Genomic DNA, 14062 nt, shown 5'->3' with positions numbered 1-14062 from the left:
AATGGGAACTATATTTAATATCGTCATATTGGGTGTCATCGTTTGGTTTCTATATCAGCGCTTTGTCCCGGCAAAAGGGATAAAAAATATAAATGCGACTGAGTTAAAAGCGGAGTTGAATAACAAAGGAGATAAGCAATTCATTGATGTCCGTACGCCTAATGAATATAGGGGCAACCACATTAAGGAATTTAGAAATATACCTTTAAACGATCTTGGTAAAAGGGCGCAAGAACTTTCAAAAGATAAAGAAGTAGTTGTGATCTGCCAAAGCGGGATGAGAAGCAGTCATGCAAGTAAAGCATTGAAAAAACTCGGATTTAAAGAAGTCACCAACGTAAAAGGCGGCATGAGTTCTTGGCGCTAATAAAAGGAGGGTCTCCAAAAGATGAAAGAAATTTTACCGAATGAAGTGAAGGCATTATTGAAGGGAAACTCGCCAGTCCATATTATTGATGTGCGAGAGGTCGATGAAGTAAAGGCAGGGAAAATACCAAATGCTTTGAATATCCCGTTGGGGCTAGTGGAATTTAGAATGCAGGATCTGGATAAATCAAACGAGTATATCATGGTCTGCCGATCAGGGGGAAGAAGTTCAAGGGCTGCACAGTTACTAGAGGATCATGGATATAAAGTGGTGAACATGATGGGAGGTATGAATGAATGGGAAGGTCCCATAGAATAATTTTTAAATCTAAATATACCCCTATCCCTATTTTAATGCAAGGAGGAAATAAAAATGATTAAAACAAATTCCATTTTGGATGCTAAAGGTTTAGCTTGTCCAATGCCAATCGTAAAAACGAAAAAAGCCATGAACGGATTGGAAGCAGGGGAAGTGCTGGAAGTTCAAGCGACTGATAAAGGGTCAACTGCCGATATGAAAGCCTGGGCGGAAAGTACAGGTCATCAATATTTGGGTACCGTTGAAGAAGGAACCACACTAAAACATTATCTTCGGAAAGCAAGCGGAGAAGAAACAGAATTGAAGAAGCATGAAAAAATCATTTCAAATGAAGAACTTCTACAAGTAATGGAAGAAAATCGTAATACGATCATCCTGGATGTACGAGAATCTGCAGAGTACGCTTTTAATCATATTCCTGCAGCTAAATCCCTTCCATTGGGTGAATTGGAACAACGTATGGGTGAACTGGATAAAGAGTCAGAGATTTTCGTAGTTTGCCGAACTGGCAGCCGAAGTGATCTTGCTGCACAAAAACTGACGGCAGCTGGATTTGAACAGGTATTCAATGTTGAACCTGGCATGAGCCAATGGAGTGGTCCTATACAAAAATCCGTAAATGAATAAAAGGGTGTGTCAAATGACCATGGACGTTTTGGGCATGGAAAAAGAAGCTTTCGTTGACGGCATTGAAGTAGGTGGAGCGGTCACATTTTTAGAGTTCGCTATAGATGCTGATGTTACATTAACCTTTTAATGAAGGTAAAAATTTTTGAAATATTAAATACTATAGGGGGTATGAAAGATGGCGTTTAAGCAAATGACAGCCGCTGAGGTAGCAAAGAAAGTAATCAATAAAACGGACTTATTCATCTTGGATGTTCGAAATGAAAGTGACTTTAACGATTGGAAAATTGAAGGTGAGAATGTTGAATTCCTTAATATCCCTTACTTCGATCTACTGGATGGCGTAGAAGAAATTCTCGATCAAATTCCGTCCAATAAAGAAATCCTGGTAGTTTGTGCAAAGGAAGGCTCATCTATTATGGTAGCTGAAATGCTATCTGAAGCTGGATTGGATGTTTTTTATTTAAAGGGCGGCATGAAAGCATGGAGTGAACACTTGGAACCAGTGAAAATCGGCGAGTTGACCAATGGCGGAGAAATTTACCAATTTGTTCGACTAGGTAAGGGCTGTTTATCTTACATGGCCGTTTCCAATGGTGAAGCTGCCGTTATTGATTCTACTAGAATGATTGATGCATACCTTGATTTTGCCGATGATATCGGGGTGAAAATTACGCATGTTCTTGATACGCACCTACATGCCGATCATATTTCAGGTGGAAGACGAATAGCGGAAAAAACAAATGCAGCTTACTGGCTGCCGCCAAAAGATGCGGCTGAAGTAACTTTTGAATATCAGCCATTAGAAAGCGGTAAAGTGATAACGATTGGTCATACATCGATTGATATCCAAGCATTATATTCCCCGGGCCATACAATTGGATCCACTTCATTTGTGGTCGATCAAAAATACTTGCTTTCCGGGGATATACTATTCATCGATTCCATTGGCAGACCGGACCTAGCTGGATTGGCTGAGGATTGGGTAGGGGACTTAAGAGAAACACTGTATACACGTTATAGGGAATTATCAGACGAGTTAATCGTACTGCCATCTCATTTCATGATCATCGATGAATTGAATGAAGACGGAAGTGTCGCTAAAAGGTTGGGTTCGCTGTTTGCAGACAATCATGGATTGAACATTGCCGATGAAACGGAATTCAGAGCGCTGGTAACAGGTAATTTACCACCTCAACCAAACGCTTATCAAGAAATTCGCGAAACCAATATGGGGAAAATCGAACCTGATGATGAAAAACAGCGCGAAATGGAAATCGGACCAAATCGCTGTGCCGTTCGTTAAGTTTAATAAAAAATTGAAAAATTGGAGAGATGAAAAATGCATTCAGATAAAGTATTAGATGCTAAGGGACTAGCTTGTCCAATGCCGATTGTTAAAACGAGAAAAGCCATGAATGATTTGCAAACCGGGCAAGTGCTGGAAATACATGTAACCGATAAAGGAGCTAAAGCCGACTTAGCGGCTTGGTCAAGATCCGGTGGCCATGAACTGATGGAAACGGCTGAAGAAAATGATATACTGAAATTTTGGATCAGAAAAGGCTGATAAAAAGAAGGGAACCATGAGGGTTCCCTTCTTTTAAGGGAGGCACTTACAATGGATATCACCTTTATCATGACCATCTTTTTGATTGGTTTTATAGGTTCATACGTTTCTGGAATGCTCGGCATCGGTGGCTCGATAATAAATTATCCAATGCTGCTGTTTATTCCCCCCATCTTCGGTTTAGTGGCATTCAGTGCCCATGATGTTTCAGGTATAAGTGCTGTACAAGTCTTATTCGCTTCCATCGGAGGTGTATGGAGCTATCGGAAGAGCGGACATTTGAATAACACGCTCATTCTCTATATGGGGATCAGCGTGTTAATAGGTAGTGTTATTGGAAGTTTTGGATCACAATCGATGTCGGAAAACGGAGTGAATATCGTCTATGGCATTTTGGCGTTAATAGCGGCTGTCATGATGTTCATTCCGAAGAAAGGCATAGATGACATTCCTTTGGATCAAGTAACCTTTAACAAATGGCTTGCGTCCATCCTAGCCTTAATCGTTGGTTTAGGTGCTGGTATAGTCGGGGCTGGAGGGAGCTTCCTATTAGTTCCCATCATGCTCATCGTTTTAAGAATTCCAACAAGGGTTACGATCGCGTCTTCCTTAGCCATCACATTCATTTCATCCATTGGTGCAACAGTAGGGAAAATCTCAACGGGACAAGTTGATTACTATCCGGCATTAATCATGGTTGTTGCTAGTTTAATTGCATCTCCGCTTGGGGCAATGGCCGGTAAAAAAATGAATGTAAAAGTCCTGCAAGTCATACTTGCTCTCATGATTTTAGCGACGGCTGTGAAAACTTGGATAGGGATCATGTTTTGAGGCACTTTACTGCTTCCTTGACAGGGAAATTTGGAGTTTGCTTTTTCCCTTTTCATGAACAATTTTGAAAAGGCAGCTGCTATAGGAAGGAATTGCTGGCAGCTATTGAAACGATGGAGCCTATAACAAAGCTTTCAAAAATGAATGCAGAAGCATATAACGAGTTACTCCGAAAAGAAATTGCTAGATATATGGACGAACATCGAGAAACAGAAACATATAATCCCGATGAAACGATAAGGCATGAAATCGGGGAAAGATAAGAATGCACCCTAGAGATTGTGGACACTTCGAGTTTACCGATGGACAACATAGGACTTGTATTGCAAAGCATTTAAATATAAAATCGATGTTTGCAAAAGTTGAAACTTATAAAGTGGATTATGAAATAATAAGCAGGGCGTGTCATGAAAAAATAGAAAAGGAGATTGAAGATAGAAAACTTAAAAATCGTTTATTGAATAAGTTAAAATTGAAAACAAAAAATGAAACAGAAATACCATATAAATTTATAGATGAAGAGTATATGAGTTTTAAAAAGGAAAAACCAGTGTCTTAAATTAGACACTGGTTTTTATTATGATATTAACGATGTTAAGTGAATAGTTAAGTAATTTTAGGTAAGATGAACCTTACTGAAGTTTTTTTTCAGGTTTAAACCTGATTTCTAACTTTGATCACGCACCTTCTTTAGAGTAATAGTATCGCCATGTCCAAAATTTGGAATTGATTGCAAGTCTCTAGAAATTTTTGCAACAGAACCAATTCATTTAATATCTTTATTTATATTTGCCAGCTAAAATTTAGTAATCTAATATATAAAGAGGAGAAATATAGGAGGAATTTACTAATGAGCACTCATGAATTTGAAATGAACATAGATGGAGAAATAATCAGATGGGCAGAAAAATCACACGCACAAATCTTCCGCAACTTCTGGCAGTTCTTCATGGAAAAAGATTTACAAAAAACAATTGAAACAATAGAGTTCACAGGAATCCGCACTTCAGATTCAGAATACTTCGTAGCCAAAAATGGAAGTAAAAAGAAAAATATCTTTGTAAAAGACAATTACTACGTTTACACCCACTTAACACCATCCGCAATGCAAAAAGCATATGAGAAATTCATAAAAGGCTGGGAGGATATATATAAACAACCGAAGGGCGAAATGCTTAACATGAAACAGGAGGAAATGCGTGAGGAACTGCAAACGGAAGAAAAGAAAAATTTGAAAAATATTTATGAAAAAAGCCATGCAATTGCTTCGGTTACGGCGAATCATGACTCACATAATAGTTCTCTAGTTATAGAACCTTCCGTTACTAAATTGCCTGACGAAACAGAACCATTAAGAATTCTTTTTGGTCATTCACCCAACAGCAATGAACCATTGTATTGGTATCCAACTACGACTAGTAAAATCATGCATACGAATACAGGTATTATTGGTACGATGGGGACGGGTAAAACTCAGTTTACTAAATCGCTCATTAAGCAGATACATGATGGTTCTCTATCTAATGTAAATGGAACACCTATTGATGTTCTCATCTTTGACTATAAAGGTGACTATATCAAAGATGACTTTATAGGAGCGACAAACGCTACAGTGTATCATCCATATCACCTTCCGTATAATCCGTTATCTTTATATAGGGGAAAACAACTAAAGCCGTTATTGCCTTTGCATACAGCTAGTACCATTAAAGAAACAATTGCTAATGCTTTTAATTTAGGTATAAAGCAACAGCAGTTATTGAATGATTTAATCATTGAAGCTTATTCACAAGCTGGTATTTATAAGGCTGATATGGCTACATGGGGTCTGGTACCACCTACATTAAATAATGTATTTGAACGATTAATGGATAGGGAGGATGTAAAAGAAGATAGTCTTTATGCAGCACTAAAACAAATTTATGATTTTGAGATCTTTTCTCCAAATAGTGAGAATACAAAGTCCTTATACGACATGATACAAGGCGTAACGGTTGTAAATCTGGCTGGTTATGATCCAAGTGTTCAGAACTTGATAGTAGGAATCACTTTGGACACCTTCTATTCCCAGATGTCTACAAAAGGGCACAGTACAATTCAAGGAGATTATCGTGAATTAACGAAAATGATACTTGTTGATGAGGCGGATAATTTCTTGAGTCAAAACTTCTCTTCTTTAAAGAAAATTATGAAAGAAGGAAGAGAATATGGCGTTGGTGTAATCCTATCAACCCAATTTTTAGACCACTTTGCAACAAAAGATAATGACTATGCTCAGTATATATTGACTTGGATTATACATAGAGTACCTACCATTAAAAAGAAGGAAGTACAAGCTATCTTCAGTCCAGAAAATCAGGCTGAGGGTGAGCAGATAGTTAAAAAGATAGCGCAACTTCAAAAACACTATAGCTTAGTCACGTCTGTTACCAATAATAGATACGAAATTATGGAGGATATGGCGTTCTGGAAGCTTCTAAATTAAACATACCCTTATAAGGATTTAACCGCAGAGGATTCTTTTGTTGATGCTGATTTTGAATCTAGTAATAGAATATTTATTGAGTAGGTTCCTGAAATTTAAATTTATCTAATCAGCACTTGATTTGTATTGACAATTCAAGTGCTGTTTTTCACTGAATCTTTATAAAGTTTAAGACAACGGTCTTCTTCAAGAAACACATTTATATTAAATTAATCCAATTAATGCAATAAAAAAGCCAACAATTAATATGTCGACTTGAATAAATAATCATTTAACTAATTTAAAATTTAGATCTTACTATTTATTTTTCCCACTGATTTCTTCTAAAAGCTCTATTATACGATTGTTCTGCTTTTCAATTAATTTTGAACTTCTTACATAGAAAATCAAAAAAATAATTGCTATAACAATAATAATCAATAAATCCATTTTATCTCCTCCTTCAAATGGTTAAATTAATTTTATTAATTTATCCCTTATTTATCCACTTATATTGAAAGACGATGTTCGTAATCACGGACAGCTTTTTTTGTTTTATCAAGTATCAACACTTACCACAGTAACTTAAGACTAATTCGATAGAGTGACTTGGCCAACAGATAACAAATAGCCTAATAAGCCTTTTTAATATGGCTCCATCCTTCTTGTAAAGACTTCCCGTCAATCGTAGCTTGTTCTAATAATTCATCTACTGAATCAAACGATTGTTGTGTATCTGTTTCGTAGTCAGCTAGATGCCATTGATTGGAATCTTCAATAACGTGATAAAGTTTATCTTGAAAAGCAAGACTGACCCTTTTCCCGTTATGGACATCCTCTTTAAGTTGTTCGAAGGAGTAGTTCACTTCTTCAAGAATAAGTTCTGCCATCATTCGAACCTCACTATCGACATCCTTCTTAAAATTCTCTAACAATGAATGTAAAATTTCCTCATCTAATCTATGTGTAAGAGAATTCCAAACACTGGTAGCAACCCAACTTCTCACATTTTCTTCGTGATAATTACTTAAAGTTAAAAGTTGATTTCCAAACCACTTCAAATCCACATCGCCTTGTGCTAGGTCCGGTATAGCATATATTAATTCATCTACATTATCTTCTTGTATAAACGTTTCAAATTCTTGTTTACTGTATACCCTTACCACCATTCCCTCAAAATCAAATTCCTCATTTTCAAGGTATAGGTTTTTTAGAAATTCTTCAAAGCTATCTGCGATTTGTATAGTTTGTTCCAAATCAACGTCTACATAAACAATGGGGGGGCAGAGGTGGCATTGCGGTAATCAAATGCGAGCCAAGTATGACCGTCTCCATTGAATAAAATAAGTCCTTCCGGCAGTTCCCACTCTTTTATGTAATAATCATTTTCAAGTATTCCATTCCCGGCACCAAGGAGGAAAATTGTAGTTTTCCTCGTTATATCATGGCATATTTTCCAACTACACTCGTTATGTTAATAAAATAAAACATTATTCCTATATCTATTTCTTATTTCAATACTGGGGGCCTATGGAAGTGACTTAGTAATTATAGTAACATTTACTTATCTAAAATAGGGAATTGTTGTATTAAAATGGTATTTGAGAATAAATAGAGAAAAAGTACGTTGATTCAATAATGAGGTGAAAAGATGAATTCGGATAAAGTCAGAGCATTAACAAAAGTGTTTCAGGAATCTTCTGAGGAGTTAAAATTAGATGAATCAAAATTAATGCAGAGTATACATACAAATACGGAGAAATGGGATGGCGAAGCCCGGAAAAAATTTGATTCAATACTAGATGAAGCCGCTGTCCTATTTCAAAGACATTCAGACAATCTTTATCAAATAAGTAGAGAATTAGAAAGCGCAGCAAATGATGTTGACAGAGTGAGAGAAGAGATTGAAAGACAAAGAGAATTAGAGCGCCTTGCTTGTATGAAGGATGAGTAGAAACAAAATGAATGAAGGATATAAAGAGGTGTCATATGAAACCGAAGAATAGGGATCGTAAAAGTTTGGAAGAGGAAGGTTGGATCCTCCCGGATAAGAATAAGCAAAATAAAGATGGTAGTTTACTCCCCGGCTGCGGTGGTTTTTTTATTTTGTTCATTCAATTTGGTGTTTTGGTACATCAAATAATTACTCTTTTTTAAGTCTATCTTATGTCCGCTAAAGTTTTATAACTGTACTTGCCGATTATGATAATTGTTTTGAGAGGTTTAAAATGGTTCGTAATAAGTAGAGACAAGGAAAGAAAAAAGAAGATGACGGTAAGCAAGGAATGGATGAAAATTGGGTACCGGGTTGTGTCGACCTATTTATCCTGCCTTTACAGATTATTCTATTAGGACATCACTTTTTTCATAGTATATAGATGAAATAGTTCATAAAGGAAAAGAAAAGAGGATGATACAGTGGGGAATAAAATTTCAGTAGACCCAGATCGTTTAGAAGATTTAGCAAATGAGTTTGTCTCGCACTTGTCAAAAATTGAAGAAGAATACAAGAGTCTTCATTTGGAACTAGTGAACCTAATTAGCAGTGCTCCAGCAGAGTATAGTCATTGTTTTTATCAAGTAGGAGATCCGTGGGGAACAGGAAATCAATTAGTTGACCTTCTGAGTGAAATGGAGATCGACCTTCGAATGACCGCCAATAAATTTTCCGATGCTGATAACTTAGTCGGTCAACTTTATAAACTGCATGAGAAATATGGAGCGCTCACTGCGATGGGTGCTTTAGTATCAAAGCAGCTGGCATTTTATGGGCTAGGTTTTACGCAATTCATCAAAAATAGTGATGATGTCTATATGTATAAACATATGAATGCCCTAAATAAACTAACAGATGTAGTCGATAATTCCAAATTTCGTAATGTAGCAAGAGCCTATTTAAATCCAACCTTTTTATTGAAAAAATATAGAGATGTTCCATTTGCTGATTTAGTTCACAAAAAGGTTGCTAAATATCTTCCTGGTGATGTTGTTAAGTATACAGATAGTTCAAAGGCATTATTTGAAGGGATTAAGTATCGAGCATTGGACTCTACAACGTTTAAATCATTTCTTCAGACGGGAGCGAAATTTGCCAAAACCAACGCTGTTAGTGCAGTACTAGTAACAGGAGTAATGGAAGTAGGAGGAATGGGACTGAGAATTTCTGGGAACTATGCGAAATATGGAAATAATCCAGAGGTCTTAAAGCGAGAAAATGCAAAAGCGGTAGGAAATGCAGTGAATAATACCGTAGCGATTTCTGGAGGTTCCATTGCGGGAGCATTTGTAGGAGGTGCTCTAGGAAGCTTATTAGGCCCAGTTGGTACGGTTGTAGGAGCCGCTGCAGGTTCATTTGTAGGAGGACTTGTTGGAGAGCAAGCGGCTAAACTTACGGCAGGGATAGCAGAGAAAGCAGCGATTGTCATTAAAGAACCTATACATGATGGGCTTGAACTGATAAAAGGTGGTTTGGAGAATGCTGGGAAAGTTGTTGAAGGTGTTAATAAGGGTGCCGATTTCATAAATGATCAAATTAAAGATACTATTGCTGACCCACTAGGGAAGGTTAGGGAGATTGGTAATGGATTATCGAAAGCAAAAGAAACAGCCAGTTCCCTTGCCGATGGAGCAAAGGATTTTATTGAGGATAAATTTTCATTTTTTTAAGGAGGATCTATGAATACCATTCAATTAAGTATTGAAGAGTTAATTTTTTCATTTTATAGTGAAGGACTTTTTGAACAAGGAATGTCGATTAAGGAAGCGTATTTTCAAACGCTTCAAGATGCAGAGTTGAAATTAATGCTAGAAATTGCTTCTCGTTCTTTGTTAGCAAAAGATATGTTAAAGGAAGTAGCTAATCAATATAAGCTAAAAGATGAATTTGCTGCCTATATTCATACGTTGAATAATGCAGAAGGTACCGTAAAGGCTTCTAAACATCAGCCAGACTTTAAAGGAGAAGATAGTATTTCCTTTCATTTTAAAAATGAAGAGGTTTATTTACATAAAGTATTGTACGATCATCAAGTTCACTCTATTTCTAAGCTCCAGAAAGAAGAAATCCTTTCAGTTATAAGCGGTTTTTTCCATTTCCATACGTTAGAAAAGCAAGGTGAAGTTATTCTTAAGTTAAAAAGTGAAGAATTTGAAGAACTTTTAGAAGATGTAAGTCAATCTCATTCTTTACCGGAGTCAATTGTTCAGAAATGGGTAAGTAAAAAGGGAGAGTCTACTAGTATCTTAGAGTTTTTAAATGATATTTCAAATAGAAACGGTAAAATGGACAGTTTAGTAAGCTTAACGTATAACTCAGAGAATAACCCTGACTTAAAAGATTTTTATTTTATGATTCCAGGAAAGAATGAATGTTGGCTAGCTACAAGGGACAACAACCTTGACCTGAGTATTCAGACAGCAAATGAGGCATCTATTAATCAACTATTATTGACCAACAAGATTCTTCCAGCATAAGGAGGTACATTATTTGGTAAACGTTAAGAAAGAAAATAACGCCATTCAGATAAAAGGGTCAAAGTTCATGTACGGGTGGATGTTTTTTGCGACTGTAGGTTTTTTAATTGCTTGTTTTTTCTTAATCATACACGGTTTGAAATTTGAGTCCAAGTATTCTTTATTTTACCTTGGTGGTGGTCTCATCTTTACTCCTATTTACCTTTACCTAACGCTTTGGTCACTTCCAGGTTTTATTCCAGGAAAGGTCCTGTTCACGATTGTCCAAGGTGAAAATGGTACGATTAAGTCGAAGAAAGGTACAGTTTATATTAAGAATATCCGGAATATCGATATAGTAAGAAATCCACTGAATTTAATCAATGATATAGTCATAGACACCCTTGATAACAAAACCATAAAAATTCGTACGTATAATTTACTTGATGACCTGGATTATCAGGTTGTCGTTGATCAATATCTTTATCCCTATATTACAGAAAATGCAAAAAAAGTATGGGATCGTAAGGTGGATTTAGATAAATTGCAAAGAGTAGCCAAATACGAGCGGCAAGAGCAGAAAATTGATTAACGATCATTCAAATTAAAAGATCTCAGTCCAAAGCTGGTGATACGCGTCCAATTGTCTTTTTCATTATCGATGATACACAATGTAAAAAGGGTTGTTCATATGCTAGTACTTTTATGTCAAAGAGTTTAAACAAAAATTGAGCGGTAAAAACAACTTCTACATCAATTTGTTTGCGGTCTCTACAAGTCATGTAGAGTGTGTAATCATTGCAACAAAGCGATGCATGTAGAATTTGCATCGCTTTGTTGATTTGTGAGTAATTCCATATCGAATATCTGCTAACATTTTGCTAACGAAATATAATAAATTATGTTAAATCCAAGTTAAAGATGTACAGCTAGCACGAGTAAAACTTTGATTTCATGCTGTTTCTTTCTACTGTTGTTAAACATATTACACTTTGAAACCACATGGGCGGCATGATGTAATTAGGGTCTAAAAACCCTTTTATATCAATGTTTCATTTGATATGATGTTTTTCTTGTCCTCAGATTTGTCCTCGTTATCCAAAATAACGGGCAACCCATGACATAAAAAAGCTAACTATAGGAGAAGGTCTTTCATCAGTTGCTAAACTGTTGGGAGGCCTTTTCTTCCATATTGGAGTTCATATGAGCATAGATATTCATTGTGGTATTTATGTCAGTATGTCCTAATCTTTGCTGTATCTCATTAATTCCTACACCTGCCTCTATTAATAAAGATGTGTGGGTATGCCGGAATGAGTGAGGTGTTATGTTTTTTTTAATCTCTGCCTTTTTTAGCAGTCGTTTAAGCCGGGTCTCCACTACTTTTCTTAATTGGGGGTGCCCATCCTCTCGAGCAAAAGTAAATCCGTTATCCTGGTAAACGAGGCCGTTTTTTAATTTAATCTCATTCTGTTTAATCCGGTGCTTTTTTAACATGTTGAGCTCCATTTCATCAATCTTAATCGTACGGACAGAGCCCTTGTTTTTGGCGTTAAAAGCTAATATTTTTCAAAATGATTGTTAGGGTTATAAAGAGTTTTAGTAACTCGAAAAGTGCCTTGTGTTTCGTTAAAGTCACCCCATTTTAAGGCTAATAATTCGCCTATTCGTATTCCGGTATAGGAAAGTACCGTGAAGATAAGAGGATCCATTTCTAGTCCATCTGTATAGGTTAATTTAAGAAAATGAGCAAGCTCTTCTTTTTCAAGAAAGACAATTTCCTCTTCTGCTTTCTCCAGCTCCTCAACACTTTGCTGCTTTTTAGGCATTTTGAAATCCTCAGTATGATTAATTTTTATCAGCCCTTGAGTTAATGCTTTCCGAAAAATCATTCTTCCGCAAGCATGAATACCATCCATATAATTTTGGCTGTATTTTTCGTTTAACTCTAGGAGCCTTTCTTCATACATTTTCTTAGTAATGCGGCTTATAGGATACGGCCCCCAAACACTAATAAAATGCTTCATTTCCTTATCGCTAGCTCTTACGCTGCTAATCTTCACACCACTGCGGCCATACGTTTTAAGCCAGTCCTGGGAGAATTGCTCAAAAGACATATCGGATTCTTTGGTAAATGTCCCATTTTGTATTTCTAATTCTACAAGGCGTGCTGCTGCAACTATCGGGGCAGTTTAGTTAAAGAGTGTTGCTTGATCTTTGTTCAACATTTAGGACAGATTTTGAAGGATTGTTTTTGGAATAATCCACTCTATTACTATTTAATGGTAGAATATATATAACTATGAAGAGAAAAAAATTTTTTGATTTCCTGAATATTTTATTATATTAGATCCATTCTCAAGAGCTGCTACAACTGAAATAACGAAATATCTATTCACGAATATAACCGAAAAAATAAAAAGGGTTAATATTAAAAATAAGATAAACGTAGATTCATATGTAGAGCTAGCAGAAAAATTCAGTAACTATTTAGAGAAAAGTTATAGTGAGTATAGTTCTATTCCTACACTAGCTTTAAAGGAAAGACGGGTATCATTGAAAGATATATACCAACCCTTGACTCTGAAGGAATATGGATTTATTGAAGGCGAAAAAAAAGAGTATACACCATTAAAATATGATGATAGCTTTTTTGAAGAACATTCTAGATTGGTGATTTTTGATAATGCTGGTATGGGAAAATCAACATTTCTAAAGTTTTTATTTCTGTCAGCTATGCAACAAAAAATTCAAATTCCTATATTTATTGAATTAAGACATTTAAAAAATAATCATTCTATTCTTGACGAAATATATAAGAAAATCAATTACTTGTCAGACGATTTCAATAAAGAAAACATTTTAGAATTAATTAAAGGTGGAGACTTCTTATTCTTTTTAGATGGGTATGATGAAATTTCCCGTTCAGACAAGGAAGAAGTATCATGTGATTTAAAGACGTTCTTAACTCACGCCAATCAAAATCGATTTATTATTACATCTAGACCTGATGCAGGTTTAAATCTTGCCAGTTTTGAAAAATATGAGATTAAAAATCTCAAACCTGAGGAAGCATTCTCAATAATAAGAAAGTATGATGATGTTACAAGATATAGCTTACAAGAAGAATTAATAAATACTATTATAAATTCTAAAAAGCATTTTAGTAATTTTTTAGAAAATCCAATGTTTGTGTCTTTACTATATGTAACCTATAAAAACAAAAGAGAATTGCCTCTAACTCAAGGTTCTTTCTACAGAATGTATATGATGCTCTATATTCTGATCATGACTTAACGAAAGATGATGATTTTAAAAGGGATAGGGGTAGTGATTTATCAAGAGATGAACTTGAATATTTTTTTAAAAAGTTTGCTTATTATTGCTTTACAAAAGAGGTTAGTGATTTTGAACAAGATCCATTACTAAATAT

General features: G+C 35.6%; 18 protein-coding genes and 1 pseudogene. 15 read left to right on the top strand and 4 right to left on the bottom strand.

The window, feature by feature from the left end; translation table 11 throughout:
* Nucleotide 1 precedes the first annotated feature (1 nt).
* The 10 genes and pseudogenes from QUF94_RS16730 to QUF94_RS16685 all read left to right on the top strand — a co-directional run bounded on the left by QUF94_RS16730 (nucleotide 2) and on the right by QUF94_RS16685 (nucleotide 6198).
* Nucleotides 2-367 carry a rhodanese-like domain-containing protein gene (locus QUF94_RS16730; RefSeq protein ID WP_289316843.1) on the top strand — a complete coding sequence of 122 codons (366 nt, stop codon included), beginning with the start codon at nucleotides 2-4 and terminating at the stop codon, nucleotides 365-367.
* 21 nt (nucleotides 368-388) lie between these two features.
* Nucleotides 389-685 (top strand): rhodanese-like domain-containing protein, encoded by a 297-nt coding sequence (locus tag QUF94_RS16725; protein ID WP_289316842.1) that lies wholly within the window; start codon nucleotides 389-391, stop codon nucleotides 683-685.
* A 54-nt stretch (nucleotides 686-739) separates the two neighbouring features.
* A complete protein-coding gene (locus tag QUF94_RS16720) occupies nucleotides 740-1312 on the top strand; it encodes a sulfurtransferase TusA family protein (protein ID WP_289316841.1) in 573 nt (190 codons plus the stop codon).
* 7 nt (nucleotides 1313-1319) lie between these two features.
* A pseudogene (locus QUF94_RS16715) lies at nucleotides 1320-1442 on the top strand (DsrE/DsrF/DrsH-like family protein); the annotation flags it as partial.
* Between the two features lie 48 nt (nucleotides 1443-1490).
* A complete protein-coding gene (locus QUF94_RS16710; protein WP_289316840.1) occupies nucleotides 1491-2618 on the top strand; it encodes an MBL fold metallo-hydrolase in 1128 nt (375 codons plus the stop codon).
* Nucleotides 2619-2654: 36 nt separating this feature from the next.
* On the top strand, nucleotides 2655-2882 hold the full coding sequence (locus QUF94_RS16705) for a sulfurtransferase TusA family protein (protein ID WP_230162787.1): 228 nt from the start codon (nucleotides 2655-2657) through the stop codon (nucleotides 2880-2882).
* Nucleotides 2883-2933: 51 nt separating this feature from the next.
* Nucleotides 2934-3713 (top strand): sulfite exporter TauE/SafE family protein, encoded by a 780-nt coding sequence (locus QUF94_RS16700; RefSeq protein ID WP_289316839.1) that lies wholly within the window; start codon nucleotides 2934-2936, stop codon nucleotides 3711-3713.
* 113 nt (nucleotides 3714-3826) lie between these two features.
* Nucleotides 3827-3976: a hypothetical protein gene (locus QUF94_RS16695; RefSeq protein WP_289316838.1), complete on the top strand. Its 150-nt coding sequence runs from the start codon at nucleotides 3827-3829 to the stop codon at nucleotides 3974-3976.
* 86 nt (nucleotides 3977-4062) lie between these two features.
* On the top strand, nucleotides 4063-4272 hold the full coding sequence (locus QUF94_RS16690) for a hypothetical protein (protein ID WP_289316837.1): 210 nt from the start codon (nucleotides 4063-4065) through the stop codon (nucleotides 4270-4272).
* A 291-nt stretch (nucleotides 4273-4563) separates the two neighbouring features.
* A complete protein-coding gene (locus QUF94_RS16685) occupies nucleotides 4564-6198 on the top strand; it encodes an ATP-binding protein (RefSeq protein WP_289316836.1) in 1635 nt (544 codons plus the stop codon).
* A gap of 297 nt (nucleotides 6199-6495) precedes the next feature.
* On the opposite strand, the gene QUF94_RS16680 is transcribed toward QUF94_RS16685, so the two are convergent.
* Both QUF94_RS16680 and QUF94_RS16675 read right to left on the bottom strand, forming a co-directional pair.
* A complete protein-coding gene (locus tag QUF94_RS16680) occupies nucleotides 6496-6627 on the bottom strand; it encodes a hypothetical protein (RefSeq protein WP_289316835.1) in 132 nt (43 codons plus the stop codon).
* Nucleotides 6628-6809: 182 nt separating this feature from the next.
* Nucleotides 6810-7433 (bottom strand): hypothetical protein, encoded by a 624-nt coding sequence (locus tag QUF94_RS16675; protein WP_289316834.1) that lies wholly within the window; start codon nucleotides 7431-7433, stop codon nucleotides 6810-6812.
* 395 nt (nucleotides 7434-7828) lie between these two features.
* Between QUF94_RS16675 and QUF94_RS16670 the strand changes: the two genes are divergently transcribed.
* From QUF94_RS16670 to QUF94_RS16655, 4 genes are all read left to right on the top strand, one after another.
* On the top strand, nucleotides 7829-8131 hold the full coding sequence (locus QUF94_RS16670; RefSeq protein WP_283901611.1) for a WXG100 family type VII secretion target: 303 nt from the start codon (nucleotides 7829-7831) through the stop codon (nucleotides 8129-8131).
* 464 nt (nucleotides 8132-8595) lie between these two features.
* Nucleotides 8596-9843: a hypothetical protein gene (locus QUF94_RS16665; RefSeq protein ID WP_289316833.1), complete on the top strand. Its 1248-nt coding sequence runs from the start codon at nucleotides 8596-8598 to the stop codon at nucleotides 9841-9843.
* A gap of 9 nt (nucleotides 9844-9852) precedes the next feature.
* On the top strand, nucleotides 9853-10650 hold the full coding sequence (locus QUF94_RS16660; protein WP_289316832.1) for a hypothetical protein: 798 nt from the start codon (nucleotides 9853-9855) through the stop codon (nucleotides 10648-10650).
* Nucleotides 10651-10663: 13 nt separating this feature from the next.
* Nucleotides 10664-11221 carry a DUF5381 family protein gene (locus tag QUF94_RS16655; RefSeq protein WP_283901614.1) on the top strand — a complete coding sequence of 186 codons (558 nt, stop codon included), beginning with the start codon at nucleotides 10664-10666 and terminating at the stop codon, nucleotides 11219-11221.
* A gap of 563 nt (nucleotides 11222-11784) precedes the next feature.
* Here the strand turns inward: QUF94_RS16655 and QUF94_RS16650 are convergent.
* Together QUF94_RS16650 and QUF94_RS16645 are read right to left on the bottom strand one after the other, a co-directional pair.
* Complete coding sequence (locus QUF94_RS16650) at nucleotides 11785-12195, bottom strand: tyrosine-type recombinase/integrase (protein WP_483313690.1); 411 nt, start codon at nucleotides 12193-12195, stop codon at nucleotides 11785-11787.
* Nucleotides 12189-12746, bottom strand: coding sequence for a tyrosine-type recombinase/integrase (locus QUF94_RS16645; protein ID WP_289316831.1), 558 nt, complete (start codon nucleotides 12744-12746; stop codon nucleotides 12189-12191). Before QUF94_RS16645 ends, QUF94_RS16650 begins: the two co-directional genes overlap by 7 nt.
* 439 nt (nucleotides 12747-13185) lie before the next feature.
* Here QUF94_RS16645 and QUF94_RS16640 point away from each other — a divergent pair, with 439 nt between their 5' ends.
* On the top strand, nucleotides 13186-13926 hold the full coding sequence (locus tag QUF94_RS16640) for an NACHT domain-containing protein (protein WP_289316830.1): 741 nt from the start codon (nucleotides 13186-13188) through the stop codon (nucleotides 13924-13926).
* The last annotated feature ends 136 nt before the right edge of the window (nucleotides 13927-14062 follow it).

Origin of the sequence: Peribacillus sp. NJ4 (genome assembly GCF_030348345.1) — a bacterium.
Lineage (GTDB): Bacteria > Bacillota > Bacilli > Bacillales > DSM-1321 > Peribacillus.
Note: the sequence above shows the minus strand (reverse complement) of the source record. Positions and strands in the feature narration are given on the sequence as shown.

What these genes read in the sequence shown, in the direction of transcription:
- QUF94_RS16705 (WP_230162787.1), top strand. Translation starts at nt 2,655, where the DNA reads ATGCATTCAGATAAAGTATTAGATGCTAAGGGACTAGCTTGTCCAATG.
- QUF94_RS16695 (WP_289316838.1), top strand. Translation starts at nt 3,827, where the DNA reads ATGGAGCCTATAACAAAGCTTTCAAAAATGAATGCAGAAGCATATAAC.
- QUF94_RS16660 (WP_289316832.1), top strand. Translation starts at nt 9,853, where the DNA reads ATGAATACCATTCAATTAAGTATTGAAGAGTTAATTTTTTCATTTTAT.
- QUF94_RS16730 (WP_289316843.1), top strand. Translation starts at nt 2, where the DNA reads ATGGGAACTATATTTAATATCGTCATATTGGGTGTCATCGTTTGGTTT.
- QUF94_RS16700 (WP_289316839.1), top strand. Translation starts at nt 2,934, where the DNA reads ATGGATATCACCTTTATCATGACCATCTTTTTGATTGGTTTTATAGGT.
- QUF94_RS16710 (WP_289316840.1), top strand. Translation starts at nt 1,491, where the DNA reads ATGGCGTTTAAGCAAATGACAGCCGCTGAGGTAGCAAAGAAAGTAATC.
- QUF94_RS16670 (WP_283901611.1), top strand. Translation starts at nt 7,829, where the DNA reads ATGAATTCGGATAAAGTCAGAGCATTAACAAAAGTGTTTCAGGAATCT.
- QUF94_RS16725 (WP_289316842.1), top strand. Translation starts at nt 389, where the DNA reads ATGAAAGAAATTTTACCGAATGAAGTGAAGGCATTATTGAAGGGAAAC.
- QUF94_RS16720 (WP_289316841.1), top strand. Translation starts at nt 740, where the DNA reads ATGATTAAAACAAATTCCATTTTGGATGCTAAAGGTTTAGCTTGTCCA.
- QUF94_RS16690 (WP_289316837.1), top strand. Translation starts at nt 4,063, where the DNA reads ATGTTTGCAAAAGTTGAAACTTATAAAGTGGATTATGAAATAATAAGC.
- QUF94_RS16685 (WP_289316836.1), top strand. Translation starts at nt 4,564, where the DNA reads ATGAGCACTCATGAATTTGAAATGAACATAGATGGAGAAATAATCAGA.
- QUF94_RS16680 (WP_289316835.1), bottom strand. Translation starts at nt 6,627, where the DNA reads ATGGATTTATTGATTATTATTGTTATAGCAATTATTTTTTTGATTTTC.
- QUF94_RS16645 (WP_289316831.1), bottom strand. Translation starts at nt 12,746, where the DNA reads ATGTCTTTTGAGCAATTCTCCCAGGACTGGCTTAAAACGTATGGCCGC.